The sequence below is a fragment of the Actinospongiicola halichondriae genome, assembly GCF_049103745.1.
Lineage (GTDB): Bacteria > Actinomycetota > Acidimicrobiia > Acidimicrobiales > Salinilacustritrichaceae > Salinilacustrithrix > Salinilacustrithrix halichondriae.
On the sequence record NZ_CP171622.1, the window covers coordinates 3,664,675 to 3,683,169 of the forward strand.

Below are 18,495 nucleotides of genomic sequence, written 5' to 3' on the forward strand. Positions count from 1 at the left end.
CGGGCGCGCCCGTCCCGCGACCCTCAGGGGAGACAGTTCTCATGGCCGTCCGCATCGTCACCGACTCGTCCTGCGACCTCGACGCCGCCGATTGCGAGCGGCTGGGCATCGAAGTCGTCCCGCTGTCGATCCGCTTCGGCAGCGACGAGTTCGAGGATCGCAGCGAGCTCTCGGTCGAGGGCTTCTACGGGCTCATGGCCGAACGCGACGAGCTCCCCGAGACCGCCGCACCCTCGCCCGGCACGTTCGAGGCGGCGTTCCGGCGTCAGCACGAGGCCGGTGGCGGCGCTGTCGTCTGCATCAACCTGTCGTCGGACCTGTCGGCCACGATGGCCGCCGCCGAGCAGGCCGCGCGCCTCATCGGCGACGACTTCCCGATCCACGTCGTCGACTCGAAGTCGATCACGGCCGGCCTGGGGACCCAGGTGCTCCTCGCCGCCGAGGCCGCCGAAGGTGGCGCCTCAGCCGAAGACGTGGTGGCGCTGGTCGAGGAACTGCGGACCCGCACACGGGTCGTCGGCTGCCTCGACACCCTCGAGAACCTCAAGAAGGGCGGCCGCATCGGCGGTGCCCAGGCCATGCTCGGCTCGCTGTTGTCGATCAAGCCGATGATCGACATCTCGACCGGCGTCGTCGAGGAGGCCGGCAAGCACCGGACCCGCAAGAAGTCGCTCCAGGCGATGCGCGACATGATCGGCGACGCCGACAAGGTCGAGCACCTGGCGATCATGCACGGCATGGCCCCCGACATCGACGCGATGACCGACCTGGTCGACGGCATCGAGTACCGCCTCGGTCACATCGGGGCCGTGATCGGCACCCACGGCGGTCCCCGGGTCATCGGCGCCTGCTGGCTCGAGAAGGCCTGAGCGTCCCCGTGCCGCGTCCCGGACGCGGCGCTGCGCCGGAGTACCGTCGGGAGTCGTGTCGGAGCACCCCACCCGACCGACGCCGGTGACCCCAGAGCACGCGTCCGACGACCCGGCACCGGCGTCGGCCCCCAACGAACCGCGCCAGACGCGGCCCGAGCCCGTCGCGCCCGCCGACGCATCGCCAGCACCGGAGCGACCGGCCGGCGACCTGGGCGAGGGTTCACTGATCGCCGGTCGCTATCGCCTGGGGACCTCGGTTGCCCGGGGCGGCATGGCCACCGTGTGGCGCGCCGTCGACGAGGTGCTCGCCCGACCGGTCGCGGTCAAGATCCTCCACGCCCACCTGGCCGCCGATCCTGACTTCGTCGCCCGGTTCCGGCGCGAGGCCGTGGCCGCCGCGCGCGTCGGGCATCCGTCGATCGTGGCCATCTACGACACCTGCGGGGACCCCGAGGCCATCGTGATGGAGCTGGTCGACGGCCGGACCCTCCGCGACGAACTCAACACCCGGCGCTTCCTGCCACCGAGCGAGGCCGTCGAGATCGCCTCGGGGATCGCGCAGGCGCTCGAGGTCGCCCACAAGGCCGGTCTCGTCCACCGCGACGTGAAGCCGGCCAACGTGTTGCTGTCGAGCGACGGTCGCCTCAAGGTCGCCGACTTCGGCATCGCGAAGGCGGCGCGACCCGACGAGCACCCCGATCTCGCCGACCTCACGAGCGTGGGTTCGATGGTGGGCACGGCGAAGTACCTCGCCCCGGAGCAGGTGTCGGGCGGCGACGTCGACGCTCGCACCGACGTCTACGCCCTCGGCGCCGTCCTCTACGAGATGGTGTGTGGCCGCCCGCCCTTCCAGGGCGACAACGACCTCGCGACCGCCACCGCACGCCTGCACGGGCCCCCGGACCGGCCCCGCGCGGTCCTGCGCACCGTGCCCGAGCGCCTCGACGCCATCATCATGCGGGCGTTGTCGACACGGCCGGACGAGCGATACGAGTCCGCCGCCGCCATGTGGGCCGACCTCCAGGCCGCTCCGCTCGACGCCGACACCGCGTCCACCGGGCCCGTCGCCACGGCCGACGCCACCGCCGTCGTGGCCGCCAACACCACCTCGTTCGCCAAGACCGAGCGCTCGTGGCTGGTACCCGCTGCGCTCGTGAGCGTGATCGCCATCGCGCTCGGGCTCGCCTGGGCGCTGATCGGCGGCACCGAAGCGCGCCGCGACCTCTTCGACCTGGTCGATCGCGTCGCCCCTGGCGGCGGCGGGTCGGCCGAACCGCTCGACATCGTCGAAGCCCGGGACTTCGACCCCGTCGACCCGGACACGGGCTTCGGTGGCGACGGGGAGAACGGCGACGTCGCCGCCCGGGCGATCGACGACGACGAGACGACGTTCTGGAGCACGGAGAACTACGACACCCGTTCGCTCGGCGGACTCAAGGCCGGTGTGGGCATCACCTTCGACCTCGGTGAGTCCTTCGACCTCGACGAACTCCGCATCACGTCGCCCGACGCCAACTGGTCGGGCACCGTCCACGTGTCGGATTCACCCCACGACACCTTCGCTGCCTGGGGCGATCCGGTGGCCACGATCGAATCGGCCGAGTCGGGCACGACGACGGTCTCCCTCGACGACTCCCAGGGCTCCTACGTCTTGTTGTGGATCACCGACCTCGGCGATGGTCCTCCCCGGGTGTCCTTCGACCTCCAGGAACTCGTGGTCACCGGACGGTGATCGCCCGTCGGCGTGGGAGCCGGTCGGTACGCTCGGGCCATCGCTGGCGAACCGACTGACGAGGCTCTGGTCACCGCGGCGCAGGGCGGCGATCGCGAGGCGATGGACACCCTGCTCCGTCGGCACCAGGACCGGCTCTGGGCGGTCTGTCGACGTCTGGCCGGCAACGACGCCGACGCCGCCGACGCCCTCCAGGAAGCCATGGTCCTCATCGTGCGGCGCCTCGACACCTTCGACGGGCGGGCCCGCTTCACCACCTGGGCCCACCGCGTCGCCACCAATGCCTGTCTCGACGAACTGCGACGACGGGGCCGACGGCCGGTGCTCGGACTCCCCGACGACGACCCGGACCTCGGCGACGGCGCCATGATCGTCGACCGGGCCGCGCCCGTCGACCACGAGATCGCCGAGCGACTCAGCGTCGACGATGCGCTCGCCCAACTCCCCGACGAGTTCCGCCTCCCCGTCGTGCTCCGCGACCTCGGCGGCCACGACTACGCGGAGATCGCCGCCATCCTCGACATCCCGGCGGGCACCGTCCGCTCGCGCATCGCACGGGCCCGAGGCCGGCTGGCGCAGCTGCTCGACCTCGGTGACGAGCCCGGGGAAGCCGAGAGCGATCCGGGGAACCAGCCGCCGTCCGATCGACGTCCAAGTAGCCAGCCATGACCGACCCGACCCCCGAACTGCGCCCCGAGGAGACCGAAGCGCTCCGCGAGCGCCTCGCCGCTCCCCCTCCCCCGTCCGGCGTGCTCGACGCCGCTCGGGCGGCGGCGATGGACGCGTTCGACGAGATCCACGAGGGCGAAGCACCGACCGGCGTCCGCGACATCCGGTCCGCCCGCTCGACGTCCTGGTACCAGCGGATCCCCCTCGGCGCCGCAGCGGCGGTTCTCGCGTTGGTCGCCGTGGTCGGGGTCGCCACCCAGATCGATCTCGGCGGCGACGACGACATGGCGGCCTCGAGTGCCGACGAGACCTCGATGGAGGACTCCGGCGGCCTCGACGACGAGGCCAGTCGAGACGCCGCCGGTGCGCTCGAGAGCGACTCTGCGCCCCTGGCGCCGGAGTCCGACCTGGCGACCGCCTCCTACGACGACATCGACACCCTGATCGAGTCGTACCGTGGTCGCTTCGGGACCAACGCTGCGGAGGACGGCGTCGAGCCCACAGCGTCGACGACGACTCGCGCCAGTTCCGGTGCAACGGCCGACGACGACGAGTCGTTCGCGACCTGTGACGCCGCCAACGGCGTCGGTGTGTCGCCGTTGGACGTCGTGACCTTCGAGTACGTGAACGTGCAGATCGCCGGCGACGACACCGCAGTGATCGTCGTCCTCTACGAGTCGGAAGAGACCCGGGTCCGGATCGCCGTGCTCGACGAGGCGTCCTGCACCTTGCTCGACGACCGGGTCCTGTAGTCCGCACGCCAGGCATTGCCCCGTGCGCCGGCGGCGAGCGCGGCGAGCGCGGCCGACACGTAGGCGCCGGTCTTGATCGACTCGACCCCGTTCGTGTCGAGGTGGCCGGCCAACAGCACGGCGACAGCACCCCAGGTGGCGAGGATCGCTGCCATGGTCCGCGATCGGTGGCGGCCGATCGACACCACGATCTCGGCGACGATGAACGCCAGCAACGGACCAGCCGCGATGGGGAGCGCCTCGTCGAACTCGTACTCACCGAGGAACAGCGCTCCGACCGAAGCGACGAGCGCGCCGACGGTCATCGCAACGAGGACACGGAGATTGACCACGGACACACGCTACGTGCCGCGCCGCCGCGGGCCGCAGCGGCTCAGCGTCTGGCCCGGCGGCGGTCCTGGGTAGGGTGACGGACCATGGCCAAGACGTCGCCCGCCACGCCCGCACCGGCGAATCCCGCCGATGCCGAACCGGACGCGAACAAGGACTGGCCGGCGCAGGCCACCGACGCGATCGTCACCCAGGTCGGCAACATCCGCGACAAGACCACCGGGCCCGTGCTCAAGGCGGCCCGCTATGCGATCTTCGCGGCGTTTGCGATCTCCCTGGGAACGGTGGCGCTGATCATCCTGGTGATCGGCCTCGTCCGCCTGCTCGACAACTACCTGCCGAACTCCGTGTTCGGCGAGACCCACACCTGGGCTGCGCACTCGATCCTCGGCGCCGTGTTGTTCGTGATCGGGTTCGTGTTGTTCATGTTGAAGGCACGGGCGAAGCCCAAGGCCTGAGGCCCGTTTCCTCCCCTCGATCCTGGGAATGATTCTCGCTCCGTCCGGGTTGTACGGACGGACCATCGAACGAAGAAAGCAGTCGACAACGCCATGACCGCCATCCACGACGTGATCATCGTCGGATCGGGCCCTGCAGGGCTGACCGCCGCGATCTACACCGCTCGGGCGAGCCTGGATCCGCTGGTGATCGAGGGCGAGCCCTCGTCGACCACCGACCAGCCCGGCGGCCAGCTGATGCTGACGACCGAGGTCGAGAACTTCCCCGGCTTCCCGACCGGCGTCATGGGTCCCGACCTCATGGTCGGCATGCGCGAGCAGGCCCTGCGATTCGGTGCCGACATCCGGACCGAGAAGGTCTCGAAGGTCGACTTCTCGGCGCGGCCCTTCGGTGTCTGGGTCGGCGATCCCGACGCTCCCGAGCCGACCTACCGCGGCCGCACCGTGATCGTGTCGACCGGCGCGCAGTCCCTGATGCTGAACCTCCCCCGCGAGAACGAGCTCATCGGACACGGCGTGTCGACCTGCGCGACCTGCGACGGGTTCTTCTTCCGCGATCAGCACATCGCCGTGATCGGCGGCGGCGACTCGGCCGTCGAGGAAGCCACGTTCCTCACGAAGTTCGCCTCGAAGGTGACCATCATCCACCGCCGGGGCGAGCTGCGAGCGTCGAAGATCATGGCGGACCGCGCCGAGAAGAACCCGAAGATCTCGTTCCTGTGGAACACGGTCGTCGAGGAGTACCTGGGCGACACCAAACTCGACGGGATCAAGGTCCGCAACGTCGAGACCGACGAGGTCTCGGTCATGGACGACGTGACCGGCCTGTTCATCGCCATCGGACACCGCCCGAACACCGACCTGTTCAAGGGGCAGTTGGCCATGGAGGACAACGGCTACCTGATCACCGGCGCCCAGGGTCGCGAGAAGATGTCCTACACCGACGTCGAGGGCGTGTTCGCCTGCGGCGACGTCCAGGACCACACCTATCGCCAGGCCATCACGGCCGCCGGCTCCGGTTGTCAGGCCGCCATCGACGCCGAACGCTGGCTCGAGGACCAGGGCGACATCGACGAACAGCGCACCGAGACGAATTGGTGAAGCTGGCTCCGTTGTCGCCAGCTTGCGTACGACGCAGACGCGTTGCGCTGCTCGTCCCCCGCCTCGCTGGCGCTTCGGCTCAGCGGCTCTCGGAAATACTCCACCCCTCAGCCCGGTTATAGAAGTCGTATCCCCAATCCGAAGGAACTGATCACATGGCTGCAACCGCCGTCACCGACGCCACGTTCGACGAGACCATCGGCTCGGCCGAAGAGGCCGTCATCGTCGACTTCTGGGCCGAGTGGTGTGGCCCGTGCAAGCAGATCGCGCCGATCCTCGACGAGATCGCGACCGAGCAGGCCGGCAAGGTCAAGGTCGTCAAGCTCAACGTCGACGAGAACCAGGACACCGCCCGCCGCTTCGACGTCATGTCGATCCCGACGCTCATCGTCTTCAAGGACGGCCAGCCGGCCAAGAAGATGATCGGCGCCAAGGGCAAGGGTGCGCTGCTCGAGGACCTCGCCGAGTTCCTGTAGCCCGTCTCGGCGTCGTTCTCGACGCCCGCACATCCGCTCGGATCGGCCCGGTGGCACCAGCCACCGGGCCGTTTCGCGTCCCGGCCCCCATCCGTTCCGCGACTGGGGGCAGGCGCGCCGAAGATCCACCCTCGCAGGAGGGTGGATCTTCGAACGTCTCGTTCCGAGCGGGGAACGATTGGATTGACGCGTCGTTGGCCGGTGTCCCGACCAGCGCTCCGTCAGATCAGGCGTCGGCGAGTTCCTTGCCGGCCAGGGTGAGACCGAAGCCGAGGAGCAGGAGCATGAGGGCTCCGGCTGCCACGGTCATCGAGCTCGCACCGGTGAAGGCGAGGGTGCCGGTCGACGTCGGCTGTGCCGCCGGCGTCACGATGACGTTGTCGAGCACCTCGGGGCACTCGTCGGCAACGCCGTCGCCGTCCGTGTCGGTGGCCTTGGAGCCATCGTCACAGACCTCGTCGGCGTCGACCTCTTCACAGTCGTCACCGAGCGGGCCGATGTCGTCGCAAGGATCGCAGTCCTCGCCCAGTTCGCCGATGTCGTCGCAAGGATCGCAGTCCTCGCCGAGCGGGCCGATGTCGTCACAGGGCTCGCACTCTTCGCCGAGCGGGCCGATGTCGTCACAGGGCTCGCACTCTTCGCCGAGCGGGCCGATGTCGTCACAGGGCTCGCAGTCCTCGCCGAGCGGGCCGATGTCATCACAGGGCTCGCAGTCCTCGCCGAGCGGACCGATGTCATCACAGGGCTCGCACTCTTCACCGAGCGGACCGATGTCATCACAGGGCTCGCAGTCCTCGCCCAGCGGACCGAAGTCGTCGCACGGCTCACAGTCATCAGCGGGATCGCCGATGTCATCACACGGCAAGCACTCCTCGCCCAGCGGGCCGTACTCGTCGCACGGCTCACAGTCATCGGCCGGAATGCCGATGTCATCACAGGGCAAGCAGTCGGCATCGACCTCGCCGATGTCATCACACGGGTCACAGTCGGCACCGAGGGGGCCGATGTCATCACACGGCTCACACTCCGCACCGAAGTCACCGATGTCGTCGCAGGGCTCGCAGTCCTCGCCGAGCGGACCGATGTCATCACACGGCTCACACTCTTCACCGAGCGGACCGATGTCATCACACGGCTCGCAGTCCTCACCGAGCGGACCGATGTCATCACACGGCTCACACTCTTCACCGAGCGGGCCGATGTCATCACACGGCTCACACTCTTCACCGAGCGGACCGATGTCATCACACGGCTCACAGTCCTCACCGAGCGGGCCGATGTCATCACACGGCTCACACTCTTCACCGAGCGGGCCGATGTCATCACACGGCTCGCAGTCCTCACCGAGCGGGCCGATGTCATCACACGGCTCGCACTCCTCGCCCAGCGGGCCGTACTCGTCGCACGGCTCACAGTCATCGGCGGGGTAGCCGATGTCGTCACAGGGCAAGCACTCCTCACCGAGCGGACCGATGTCGTCGCAGGGGGCGCAGTCCTCACCGAGCGGGCCGACGGCGTCGCAGGGCTCACAGTCTTCGCCGAAGTCACCGATGTCGTCGCAGGGCTCGCAGTCCGGGCCGAGGTCACCGATGCCGTCGCAGGGATCGCAGTCGAGGTCGGGCTCGTCGATGACGATCGTCTGTTCGGCATTGCTGCCGCCGGTACCGCCGTTGTTCTTCCAGCGACCCATGTCGTCGACATTGAGGGTGACGGGGAAGTCGGCGGCGGTCACCGCGAACGTCCCCGACTCCATGCCGGCGTTGGTCGGCGTGAACTCGATCTCGGGATCCACGACGCTCGGAGCGCCGCCGTCGAGCGTCTTCGTCAGGACGATGTAGCCGAAGGCCTCGGTGCCGTCGGGGTTCGGCGTGGTGCTGGTGCCGATGAACTTGGGGGCACCGTCGATGTGGTTGGGCGAGATGTACTGGCCCCAACCGCTGTTGGTCCAGGTCCTCGCCGTCCAGTTGATGCTCAGCTGGCCGTCGACGCACGTGGCCTCGCCGGTGATGACCGGGTGATGCGCGCCAGCCGGTGCGGCCGACATCACGATCAGGCCGAAGAGCAGGATGCCGATGGCACCCAGGGTGGCGGCGGCCTTGCGGCCGACACCGGTCGCTGTACACCACAGCGACGAGGCGCTGCTCGAGGCATCGATGCCTCGGATGCGCATGTTCGATTGGTTCTTCACTTCGATCTCCGCTCGGAATCGTCCGGGCCCAGCCCGGTGACAGGAACGGATCGGTCTCGCCACTCGCTCCCCGGGGTGTCAGGCGACCGTCTCGTCCATGCTCGGACAGACATCCCGGATCATCACGTTCCGCGACGACATCTCGTGCCGTCTCCGACGAGTGTTCCCCACGTCCGGCCGCCGGACCTAGGCCCAACGACCCAGATTTGTGTCCGATGGCACGGCACATTGCCGGATTCTCGCCTTTTGCCGAGGTTTCTCGGCCCCTTCCTCACGTAGCGTGGTGGCCAATCGACGCTTCGCGGTCGTTGGTCGGTCGTTTTCCTGCGTTGCGTAGCGGATCGGCTCGAAGGATCACGTTCCGTGATGAATCGCCCCGGAATGACGGATCGAGCCCTGTCCGTTTCGTACGGATCGCGCCGATACGCGGAGATCGGCGCCGCTACGCCGGCCGTCGGTCGGCGGCATGCTCATCAGTTGTCCACAGCCAATCCCCAGCTGTGGACACTCGATGTGGACTACACCCTGTTCGTGCACTTCAGGCTGACGCCTCGAGGCCGTCGAACCCCGTGAACACGGGGTTTCAGGCCCCGACCATGGCCTTGTAGATGCGCTCCAGGTCGGCGAGATCGGCGAACTGCACGACCAGCTTGCCGGTGCCGGCTCCACTGGTGATCGAGACTCGAGTGTCGAGGTGATCGGACAGGAGCTGTTCGAGTTCGAGGAACCCGGGTTCGGGCAACGGACGGGAGGAACGGTCGGACTTGGTCGGCGCCGACTTGGCCGCCGGCGTCGGGGCGGCCTCGCCTCCGGCCTCGTGCGTACGGACAGCATCCTCGGTCTCGCGTACCGACAGGCGATCACGAACGATGCGACGGGACAGTTCGGCCTGGAAGTCACGATCCGGCGTGCCGAGCAGCGCTCGGGCATGACCAGCGCTGAGCTGACCGTCGGCCACCAGGCCCTGGATCGCCGGGGGCAGCTGGAACAGACGGAGCGTGTTCGAGACCGCGGCACGACTCTTCCCGACCCGGACCGCCACCGCCTCCTGGGTGAGGCCGAAATCCTCGATGAGCTGCTGGAAGGCGGCCGCTTCTTCGATGGCGTTGAGGTCGGCGCGGTGCAGGTTCTCGACCAGCGCCTGCTCGAGCAGTTCGGCATCGGTGTCGGCGTGGCGCACGACCACGGGCACGGTCTGGAGACCCGCCCGCTTGGCGGCGCGCCAGCGGCGTTCTCCGGCGATGAGCTCGAACCGGCCGTCTCCGACGGAGCGCACCAGGATCGGCTGGAGCACGCCCAGTTCGCTGATCGACGCCGTGAGCCCCGCCAGCGACTCCTCGTCGAAATGGACGCGCGGCTGACGAGGATTGGGCGTGACCGCGGCGATGGGGATCTCGATCATCCCCTCGATGTCGGCCATCGAGCCACCTTCTTCGGTGTACTCGGTGGGGATCAGTGCCCCGAGGCCACGGCCCAGACCGGATTTACGACTCATCGGTTCCCCTGTTTCCTGTGCATGCCATCAGTCATCGGACTCGGCCCTGGCGCCACCACTGATCTCACGAGCGAGTTCGCGATAGGCGATCGCACCCCGTGAACGGGGGTCGAAGGCCAGGATCGGCTGGCCATACGAGGGTGCCTCGGACAGCCGGACCGTTCGGGGGACCACGATTCGACAGACCTTGTCGCCGAAGTGCGACCGGACCTCGGTCACCACCTGGTCGGCGAGCTTGGTCCGGGCGTCGTACATCACGCACACGAACGTCGAGACCTGCAGCTTCTGATTGAGGTTTCGCTGGACCAGGGCCACGTTGCGTAGGAGCTGCCCCAGGCCCTCGAGGGCGTAGTACTCGCACTGGATGGGCACCAGCACCTCGGCGGCGGCAGCGAGGCCGTTGACCGTGAGCAGGCCCAGCGACGGTGGGCAATCGATGAGGACGTAGTCGTAGTCGTCGTGCACCTCGGCCAGCGCATGCCGGAGCCGGAGCTCACGGGAGAAGGCTGGGACGAGCTCGATCTCGGCACCCGCGAGGTCGAGGCTGGCGGGCGCCACGAAGAGGTTCCGCATCGCCGTGGCCTCGATGGTGTCGTCGATGCTCGCCTCGTGGATCACGACGTCGTACATCGACAGCTGGAGGTCTCGGATGTTGATGCCGAGGCCGGTACTGGCGTTTCCCTGGGGGTCGAGGTCGACCACGAGGGTGCGATAGCCCGCCTCGGCCAGGGCCGCACCGAGGTTCACGGCGGTCGTGGTCTTGCCCACGCCGCCCTTCTGGTTGGCCACGGCCATGATGCGGGGCAAGGCGTGGCCTGCGGCGTCGACACGGCTCGGGGCCGGCTCTGCCGTCGGTCCAACGGCCGGGACCGCCGTGGCCTGCACCAACTCGGTGACGTCCTCGATCCCCGGGAGCCCTCCTGCGAGGCCGGTGCTCTGCGCCTCGGCCGGCATGGTCGGCGGGCGGGGGACCGCCGGAGCGGGGGGAGCCGGGGGAGCATCCTCGGCAGCGTCGGCGACGGGGGCCTCTGCCTCGGTGTGCGTCGGTTCGACGGCGTGCGGAGTCTCCACCGGCGCGGATTCGGTGCTCTCCGTGGATTCTGTTGCCTCTTCTGCGTCGATCACGGTCGGATCGTCACGGTCGAGGTCGCCTGGGGCTTCCGGGGCCGGCGCTCCCGCTCCTTCGGCGTCGAGTCCGCCGAAATCAGCATCTTCGGCCGGGGTTTCGGCTGGACTCTCGGCTGGGGTTTCGGCCGGATTCTCGGGCGCTTCCGTTTCGACCTCGGCGTCGCGCAGCGTGTCGAAGATGGCGGCGCCGCGAGCCGCGAGGGAGTCGGGATCAGGCACGTCACCCATGGTGGCGGTCGGAGGGGTCGGGGGTCAAGAACCGCTGGAAGGTTTCACGTGAAACGGCAAACATTATCCTACGTACCGTAGATTTACGTTTCACGTGAAACACCCGCCGCACGGTCACCACAACGGTCGCTTGCGGGCCACGCCGGCCTTCCGGGGAAACCGCGTTTCCGGATCACCGGTCGCGCGGAGCTCTTGCATCGATGGTGACGCAGACCGCTCGCCCAGCGAGAGCCCCAGGGGGGCGAGCCCGTCGGTCGACCAACGCGCCTCGGCATCCGGCGGCTCGGTCACCAGCACACGCCCCCCGTGGCGAACCAGCGGGGCGGCGCACTCGGCCGTCACCGCCGGTGGCCCGAACAGGCGAGCGACGACGACGTCGAAGGACCGAGGCGGAAGCAGTCGGCGATCCTCGGCCCGTCCATGGACCGCAGTCACCCGGTCATTCCACCCGAGGGCGTCGATCGCCTCCTGCACCACCACGATTCGTCGGCGAGCGGCATCGAGCAACACCCAGCGCATCTCCGGGAGGTAGCCGGCCAGAGCGAGGCCCGGAACGCCGGCACCAGTGCCGACATCGAGTCCAGACGCCTCGTCGGGCCGGAAATGGGCCGCCAGGGCCTTGGCATGGGCCAGATGCTCCTCCAGCGGACCCGGTCCGACCGCTGAGCGGTCCTGGCCACGCGCCCAGCACGCCAGAACGGTCGTCTCCCACGGCTCCATCCGTGCAGTGTGGCACTTCCGGTCAGGACTGGCGCGCCCGAATGGCGGGTGTTCCACGTGAAACGTCGACTCGGGCATCGGCGCAGGGCGTCGGCCGAGCGTTGCGTTGCGCTGTCGGTGATCAGGCCACGCCGATCACCGGGATCAGGGCGCTGCGCCGCCGATGGGCGGGACGTCGAGCATCTGGCCGGGCACGATCAGATCCGGGTTCCCCGGCTCGACCAACTGGTCGGCGTTGGCGTCGATCAGGGTCTGCCAGTATGACACGACCTGGGCATCGGAAACGGGGCCGCCGGTGTCCGTCTCCAGCATCGTCTCGGCAATCGACCAGAAGTTGTCGCCGTCGACGACCTCATAGGTCGATGCTGCCGGCGGCCCGCGGCCCGGATCGACAGGAGCATCGACCCCGATCGGGTCGTCGACCGTGTCGGGCGGCACGGCCTCGCTCGGCGACGTGGTCGGCGGGGCCGGCGGGGCCGGCGGACCGACGACGACCGTCGTGGTCGACACATCAGCGCCGTCCGGAGCGACGTCGCCCTCATCCACCGTGGTCGTCACTGCAGTCGAGGAGGTGGTGGTCGAGGGCGTCGAATCGTCGGTGCCCACCGTGGTGCTGGGGGACACGGACGCCGCCGACTCACTGTCCGCGGCGTCCGGGATCCACTGGAAACGGCCACCGATGATCACCAGCGCCAGCACCGTCACGGCGAAGGCGCTCACCCCGAGCCCGCGGGACGCGGCGCGCCCGGCGGCCCGCCGGGACTCGAGCAGCACGAAGAGCGCCAGCGCCACCAGCACCGCACCGATACCGAGCACGTCGGTCACGGCATCGATGGTGTCGCGGTCCGCACCGAAGAGATTGGCCACGATCATGGCTGGTACTCCAGGACGGTGCCGCCGGCGTCATGCCGGTGGACCTCGAACAAGCCGGTCGCCACCAAGTCGTCGCCGACCTGGGTGAGCCAGCCGTCGGCACGGCTCACGGTCTGCTGACCGAAGACCTCCTGGGGACGGCTCAGGTACACGAAGTAGCCGCTGGCCTCATCGGCCTCACGGATCGCGCGCACGATCCCGGTCGCCGACGGGGGCGACACGGACACGTAGCGCAGTTCGCCGACGCGGTCGACGTTCACGAGGGCCTGACCGTTCACGATGAAGACATCGGCACCGGTGGGCGCCGACTCGAGCAGAACCTGCACGGTGGCGAGGTCGTCGTCGGTGACCGTCTCGAACTGCTCGTTCCCGTAGCGAGCCAGCACCAGGACCGGCAGTACGGCCACCGAGACAGCGGCGAGCACCGCCCGGCGCACGCTCGGGCCGGCCCCGTCCGGGAACAGCGTGTGTCCGAGCACCAGGACGGCGGCCGGCAGGACGAAGAAGTAGATCCGGATCAACAGCTCGCCGCCGTAGGGCTGGAGCACGAGGAGGGGGAACGGCGTGGCGAACATGGCCGCCAGGAAGAGGACACGGGGCTCCGGACGTCCCCGCCAGAAGCGCAGGAGCGACGCCCCCACGACCAGCCAGACACCGGCACTGAGACCCAGACGACTCCGCAGGACGAGCTCGCGAGCCGCAGCGGCGCCACCGGTGCGTTGGCCGACGTTGTCCTCGACGATCGAGCGGACGTTGCCGACCGAGCCGGTGAGCGTGTCGAGATGGCCGAGCCACCAGGCCTCGCCGCCGAACGACAGCCAGGCGACGGTCAGGAGTCCGACCATGACGCCCAGCCAACGCAGGCGGATCAACCCGGCGAGCCCCAGCGCCAACAAGATCACCGTGAGGAAGCCGGGTGTCAGCTGGTGGGTGATGATCATCGCCCCGGCCAGACCGACGACGGCCAGCACTCGCCACCGGATCGCCGTCGCCTCCTCGTCGATGGCGTCGCCCGCGCCCGCAGGCGCTGCCGGGACCCGCAGGAGGCGCCCGAGTCGACTCTCCGCTCGGGGCCCGGGGCCGGCGAACCAGCGCAGGACCAGGACGATCACCGTCAGGTAGAGGACGAAGGCCGTCGCCTGGGGGCTGAAGTAGTCCTGACCGGCCCAGTCGAGGACCAGGAACAACGTGGTGGCCGCACCCGTCGGGACCGATCCGAGTCCGAGGAGGCGCCCGAGCGTCCAGATGCCGAGGCAGCCCAGCAGCGTGATGACCACGGGGGTGAAGCGGACCAGCCACAGCGTCCCCGCCGTTCCCGCCGCTTGGTCGAGCAGGGCGCTTCCGGCGAAGAACCCCGGCCAGGAGAACCGGGCGTCGAGATCGGGCAACAGGGCGCCGTTGGTGCTGATCTGATCGATGAAACCGACGTGCAACCACGCGACCGGAAACCGCGGGTGGGTCTCGACCAGCCCCGGAGCGCCGTGGAGGATCAGCGCGATCATGGCCGTCAGGGCGGCCATCGCCGCGTGATCACGGGGTCGAGAGCCGAGGACGGCCGCCAGACACACCAGCGACACCGCGACGCCGAGCCAGGTCACGATCGGCACCGTGCCCACGAGGCCGTAGCCGTCGATGGCCCGTTCGTCGGAACCGGCGAGGCCGACGACCGCCAGGACGCCGGCGACGAGACCGGTCACGACGGCGGTCCACCACACCGTCGGCGACAGCCAGTGGGCGGTCGAGTCGTCGCCGACGTCGGTCTGCTCGTGATCCCGTCCCCAGGTGAGGGTCGGGATCCCGTCGACGACGTCGGTCCGCCAACGCTGCAGTGCGATGGCGCCGCCGGAAGCAGTGGCGACCAGGACCATCACCGGCGCCCAGTGCCATGCCAGCACCGTGACTGTGAGGTGCCCGACGACCGCCATCGTCGCCAGACTGGTTCCGACCGCGATGAAGACGTGCTCGGCGCTGGCCAGATGGCCGCTCCGACGCTGGATGGCCCACCCCGGGCCGATCACGAAGAAGAACAGCGCCATCCATCGGCGACCGAAGACGTCGTCGGCACCGACACTGGCCGCGACCACACAGGCGGCCGTCACGACCACCGCGATGTCGAGCGCTGCGGTGACCTGCGCACGCCGACGCTGGTCCATCGGCCCAGGAACAGCGGCCACGGGACGATCGAGGACCACCATCACCGTGTACCCGAGGTCGACAGTGGTGGCCCACCGTCGGTCGATCCCGTCAGGAACCGGTGGGCGAGGGGCGCCACCGAAGCACGCGGCGCGAGCGCGAGCGCCGTGATGAAGCCGGCAGCGGCCACACGACGGGCAACACCGAGGTCGGAGCGCCCGCGAGCGGCACGGATGCCGTCTCGCCATGCCGTGCGCCGACGATCCCCGGCGATCGGGTGCGTCGCGCGCCCGAGGCGGAGCGAGACCAGGCGATTCCCGGCGAAACTGACCGAAACACCGGTCGCCGCGTCGTCAGACAGGCCCAGAGACGCGGCCAGGGCGGCGATGTGGCGGTGCGTGACCTGCGAACGAGCGACGATTCCCTGGACCCGCTCCAGGTCGAACGCCGACCGTGCATCGGCATTGTCGCCGTGGATGCGGTAGTCGCCACCGATCTCGAGCACCCGCCCGACCCGGCCCACGAGCGCGGTGAGGGCGTTGAGCAGGTGATCGGCGCTGATGCGGTACTCGGCCTCGGGCAGCGGGAAGATCCCCGCCAACGCCGCGCGTCGGTAGACGTTGCCCGACGTGGGCTGCCAGGCGAGGTCGTCGGGATGGTGCACGACCGCGCGACGTAGGTCCCCATGCGGGAGCACCGAAATCACAGGAGGTACTGTTCCACCGATCGGCGCGCCGTGCACATCGACTCTGCGCAGCGGTGCATGCACGCGCGCCACCGCGAGGTCCGAGAAGCACGGCCGGGCGCGCGGCACCGCCCCCGGCGCCAACACGTCGTCGGCGTCGAGGAACACCACGAGGTCTCCGGTGGTGACGGCGAACCCGGCGTTCATCGCCGCGGCCTGGCCCTGCCCGTCGAGCTCCACGACCGTGATCATCCGGCCGTAGTCGGCCAGCGTCGCCAGCGAATCGTCGGTCGACCCGTCGTCGACCACGATCACCTCGACATCGTCCTGGGCCAGCGCGCTGTCGACTGCGGCTCGCAGGAATCGGCCGTAGTCACGATTGGTGATCACGATCGACACCCGGCCGGGGATGTCCTGGGTCTCGGGGGAGTCCGTCATCGCCCGTTCCGCACGACCGTCTCGTACACCGCCTCGACGAGGGGAACCACTCGCTCGGGGCGGTAGCGCGATGCCGCCGTCCGGCCGGCTCGACCCATCGCCTCGGCTCGCTCGGGGTCGTTCCAGAGCTCCTCGATGGCACCGGCGAGGGCGACGGCGTCGCCGGGAGGTGTCAACAGGCCGGTGACGCCGGGCTCGACGAGTTCGCCGAGGCCGCCGGTGTCGGAGGCGACCACGGCCCGACCAGCAGTCATGGCCTCGATGGCCACGATGCCGAACGGTTCCGCCCACACCGACGGGACGACGGCGAAGCGCGACCGTTCGAGCAGTGGTCCGACGAGGGCATTGTCCACCGTGCCGAGATGGTGCACGTGCGCGGGGAGTTCGTCGGGGGACGATCGGTCTCGTTCCCCGACGACGACCAGCGCCGGCGGGTCGTCGAGGCGGCTGAGCGCATCCAGGAGGGTGTGGAAGCCCTTGGTGGGCCGGAGATCCCCGATGAACAGGACGAAGGGCACCGGCGGCAGCGGAAGGGCGTCCAGTGCGCTCTCGACCTCCGACGGCGCCGCGATCCGGGGCGGTGGCAACAGGTTCGGGATCACCGAATACCCTGGGGGGGTACGGTTTCCGGTGGCCGTCGCCTCGCTGACCGCGATCGTCGCTCGGCTCGCCCGGTCCTCGGACCGCGCCCCGAGCCGGGTGCCGAGCGTGACCGGGACCGCCAGGGCCGCCCCATAGGTGTCGGCGGTGCAGGCCACGCAGCCGCGGAGCGTGGGTCCGGCACAGACCGCCCCGTCGCGCCACAGGTCCTTCCGGGCACACGAACGTGTGTAGTAGTGCTGCGTCGCCACGAACGCCGGGCCACCATCGCGGCACCACGGCGTGGCCGATCGAGCCAGCCAGTCGTGGCCGTGGACCACGTCCGGGGCCCAACTGCGGACCAGGCGTCGCAGGTGGCGGCTGGCCACGGGATCGACGATCGGTGGGGCCCAGGGCCGGTCGGCAGCGGCATGGGCCCGTCCGAACCGTGCGCTCAGGGTCGGGATCCGGTGGACCGCGACCGGACCGTCGGCCACGACCCCACGGGGCGCGCGAGCGGTCGCCGTCGTGGCCACCGCCACCTCATGGCCACGGTCGACGAGACCGTGCGACAACGAGCGGACGTGCTGCTCCACACCGCCCACGTAGGGCTCGTAGAAGTCCGCGACCATCAGGACCCGCATGGACCGACTCCCTGGCCATGGGTCAACATGCGTGCTGTGTCCCCGATCGAAGCCACCGGATCCGACGTCGAGATCGATGTCGTCATCTGTGCCTACACCCTCGATCGCTGGGACCAGTTGGTGGCCGCCGTGCGCTCCGTGGAGGCCCAGCGCCACCCCGCGGCACGCCTCATCGTAGTGATCGACCACAACGAGGAACTGCTCGCCCGGTCGTCGGCCGAGTTCACCGGCCACACGGTGCTCCCCAACGCCCACAAGCAGGGCCTCTCCGGCGCCCGCAACACCGGCATCGCCGAGGCCAGTGCCGACGTGGTCGCCTTCCTCGACGACGACGCCGCCGCCCACGTCGACTGGCTCGCCGCCACCGCTGCGTCACTCGCGGACGACTCCGTGGGCGGGGTCGGGGGACGGGTGCTCCCCGACTGGGAGACCGCGCAGCCGGGCTGGTTCCCCGACGAGTTCCTGTGGGTCGTCGGATGCAGCTACGTCGGCCTCCCCGAGGTCGAGACCGAGATCCGCAACCCGATCGGCGCCAACATGGCGTTCCGCCGCACCCTGATGACCGATGTCGGGGGCTTCCGCGAGGAGGTCGGCCGTGTCGGCGCCGTACCCGTGGGCTGCGAGGAGACCGAACTGTCGATCCAGGTCCGTCGCCAGGGCCATCGCATCGTCTACTCGCCCGACGCCCTGGTCTCGCACCACGTCCCCGCCGACCGGGCCGGCTGGCACTACTTCTGGACCCGTTGCCTGAACGAGGGGCGCTCCAAGGCCGCGGTCGCCCGCCTGACGGGAGCCGACGAGGCGCTCGAGAGCGAGCGCCACTACGCCAGCCGGACCCTCCCGGCCGGTGCCGCCCGCCGCCTGCGACGTCTCGGCACCGGTCCTCGTCGCCTCGACGGCCTCCTGGGCGCCGCGGCGATCGTCATCGGCCTCGTGGTGACCGGTGTCGGCTACGTCGAGGGGACGATCCGACGGAACCGGGCGATCACATGAC

General features: G+C 69.6%; 17 protein-coding genes. 8 read left to right on the forward strand and 9 right to left on the reverse strand.

Annotated features, from left to right (window positions below; genetic code table 11):
- The first annotated feature begins 41 nt into the window (after positions 1-41).
- The 4 genes from AB8619_RS18215 to AB8619_RS18230 are packed head-to-tail and all read left to right on the forward strand — an operon-like array spanning position 42 to position 4,025.
- The gene (locus tag AB8619_RS18215) at positions 42-869 is read left to right on the forward strand and encodes a DegV family protein (protein WP_436794043.1); all 828 of its coding nucleotides are present in this window, start codon (positions 42-44) and stop codon (positions 867-869) included.
- Positions 870-924: 55 nt separating this feature from the next.
- Positions 925-2,604: a protein kinase domain-containing protein gene (locus AB8619_RS18220; RefSeq protein ID WP_436794044.1), complete on the forward strand. Its 1,680-nt coding sequence runs from the start codon at positions 925-927 to the stop codon at positions 2,602-2,604.
- A 12-nt stretch (positions 2,605-2,616) separates the two neighbouring features.
- Positions 2,617-3,273, forward strand: a complete 657-nt coding sequence (locus AB8619_RS18225; protein ID WP_436794045.1) for an RNA polymerase sigma factor — start codon at positions 2,617-2,619, stop codon at positions 3,271-3,273.
- Complete coding sequence (locus AB8619_RS18230) at positions 3,270-4,025, forward strand: hypothetical protein (protein ID WP_436794046.1); 756 nt, start codon at positions 3,270-3,272, stop codon at positions 4,023-4,025. The genes AB8619_RS18225 and AB8619_RS18230 overlap by 4 nt, the downstream gene beginning before the upstream one ends.
- Here AB8619_RS18230 and AB8619_RS18235 read toward each other — a convergent pair.
- Positions 3,944-4,357, reverse strand: a complete 414-nt coding sequence (locus AB8619_RS18235; RefSeq protein ID WP_436794047.1) for a hypothetical protein — start codon at positions 4,355-4,357, stop codon at positions 3,944-3,946. The genes AB8619_RS18230 and AB8619_RS18235 overlap by 82 nt on opposite strands.
- 84 nt (positions 4,358-4,441) lie before the next feature.
- On the opposite strand from AB8619_RS18235, the gene AB8619_RS18240 reads away from it, so the two are divergent.
- From AB8619_RS18240 to trxA, 3 genes are all read left to right on the forward strand, one after another.
- The gene (locus AB8619_RS18240) at positions 4,442-4,813 is read left to right on the forward strand and encodes a hypothetical protein (protein WP_436794048.1); all 372 of its coding nucleotides are present in this window, start codon (positions 4,442-4,444) and stop codon (positions 4,811-4,813) included.
- Positions 4,814-4,906: 93 nt separating this feature from the next.
- Complete coding sequence (gene trxB / locus AB8619_RS18245; protein ID WP_436794049.1) at positions 4,907-5,914, forward strand: thioredoxin-disulfide reductase; 1,008 nt, start codon at positions 4,907-4,909, stop codon at positions 5,912-5,914.
- Positions 5,915-6,069: 155 nt separating this feature from the next.
- A complete protein-coding gene (gene trxA / locus AB8619_RS18250) occupies positions 6,070-6,390 on the forward strand; it encodes a thioredoxin (RefSeq protein WP_436794050.1) in 321 nt (106 codons plus the stop codon).
- A 226-nt stretch (positions 6,391-6,616) separates the two neighbouring features.
- Here trxA and AB8619_RS18255 read toward each other — a convergent pair whose 3' ends face one another.
- The 8 genes from AB8619_RS18255 to AB8619_RS18290 form a co-directional block, all read right to left on the reverse strand.
- Positions 6,617-8,578, reverse strand: coding sequence for a hypothetical protein (locus tag AB8619_RS18255; protein ID WP_436794051.1), 1,962 nt, complete (start codon positions 8,576-8,578; stop codon positions 6,617-6,619).
- Between the two features lie 583 nt (positions 8,579-9,161).
- The gene (locus AB8619_RS18260) at positions 9,162-10,073 is read right to left on the reverse strand and encodes a ParB/RepB/Spo0J family partition protein (protein ID WP_436794052.1); all 912 of its coding nucleotides are present in this window, start codon (positions 10,071-10,073) and stop codon (positions 9,162-9,164) included.
- Positions 10,074-10,100: 27 nt separating this feature from the next.
- Positions 10,101-11,420, reverse strand: coding sequence for an AAA family ATPase (locus tag AB8619_RS18265; protein WP_436794053.1), 1,320 nt, complete (start codon positions 11,418-11,420; stop codon positions 10,101-10,103).
- A gap of 123 nt (positions 11,421-11,543) precedes the next feature.
- Positions 11,544-12,149 carry a 16S rRNA (guanine(527)-N(7))-methyltransferase RsmG gene (locus AB8619_RS18270; RefSeq protein WP_436794054.1) on the reverse strand — a complete coding sequence of 202 codons (606 nt, stop codon included), beginning with the start codon at positions 12,147-12,149 and terminating at the stop codon, positions 11,544-11,546.
- A gap of 144 nt (positions 12,150-12,293) precedes the next feature.
- On the reverse strand, positions 12,294-13,016 hold the full coding sequence (locus AB8619_RS18275) for a LysM peptidoglycan-binding domain-containing protein (protein ID WP_436794055.1): 723 nt from the start codon (positions 13,014-13,016) through the stop codon (positions 12,294-12,296).
- Positions 13,017-13,018: 2 nt separating this feature from the next.
- Positions 13,019-15,196, reverse strand: coding sequence for a hypothetical protein (locus tag AB8619_RS18280; protein ID WP_436794056.1), 2,178 nt, complete (start codon positions 15,194-15,196; stop codon positions 13,019-13,021).
- Between the two features lie 20 nt (positions 15,197-15,216).
- The gene (locus AB8619_RS18285; RefSeq protein WP_436794057.1) at positions 15,217-16,278 is read right to left on the reverse strand and encodes a glycosyltransferase; all 1,062 of its coding nucleotides are present in this window, start codon (positions 16,276-16,278) and stop codon (positions 15,217-15,219) included.
- Positions 16,275-17,501 (reverse strand): glycosyltransferase family 4 protein, encoded by a 1,227-nt coding sequence (locus AB8619_RS18290; protein ID WP_436794058.1) that lies wholly within the window; start codon positions 17,499-17,501, stop codon positions 16,275-16,277. The genes AB8619_RS18285 and AB8619_RS18290 overlap by 4 nt, the downstream gene beginning before the upstream one ends.
- A gap of 36 nt (positions 17,502-17,537) precedes the next feature.
- On the opposite strand from AB8619_RS18290, the gene AB8619_RS18295 reads away from it, so the two are divergent.
- On the forward strand, positions 17,538-18,494 hold the full coding sequence (locus tag AB8619_RS18295; protein ID WP_436794059.1) for a glycosyltransferase: 957 nt from the start codon (positions 17,538-17,540) through the stop codon (positions 18,492-18,494).
- The last annotated feature ends 1 nt before the right edge of the window (position 18,495 follow it).

What these genes read in the sequence shown, in the direction of transcription:
- AB8619_RS18215 (WP_436794043.1), top strand. Translation starts at nt 42, where the DNA reads ATGGCCGTCCGCATCGTCACCGACTCGTCCTGCGACCTCGACGCCGCC.
- AB8619_RS18230 (WP_436794046.1), top strand. Translation starts at nt 3,270, where the DNA reads ATGACCGACCCGACCCCCGAACTGCGCCCCGAGGAGACCGAAGCGCTC.
- AB8619_RS18240 (WP_436794048.1), top strand. Translation starts at nt 4,442, where the DNA reads ATGGCCAAGACGTCGCCCGCCACGCCCGCACCGGCGAATCCCGCCGAT.
- trxB (WP_436794049.1), top strand. Translation starts at nt 4,907, where the DNA reads ATGACCGCCATCCACGACGTGATCATCGTCGGATCGGGCCCTGCAGGG.
- trxA (WP_436794050.1), top strand. Translation starts at nt 6,070, where the DNA reads ATGGCTGCAACCGCCGTCACCGACGCCACGTTCGACGAGACCATCGGC.
- AB8619_RS18260 (WP_436794052.1), bottom strand. Translation starts at nt 10,073, where the DNA reads ATGAGTCGTAAATCCGGTCTGGGCCGTGGCCTCGGGGCACTGATCCCC.
- AB8619_RS18270 (WP_436794054.1), bottom strand. Translation starts at nt 12,149, where the DNA reads ATGGAGCCGTGGGAGACGACCGTTCTGGCGTGCTGGGCGCGTGGCCAG.
- AB8619_RS18285 (WP_436794057.1), bottom strand. Translation starts at nt 16,278, where the DNA reads ATGACGGACTCCCCCGAGACCCAGGACATCCCCGGCCGGGTGTCGATC.
- AB8619_RS18290 (WP_436794058.1), bottom strand. Translation starts at nt 17,501, where the DNA reads ATGCGGGTCCTGATGGTCGCGGACTTCTACGAGCCCTACGTGGGCGGT.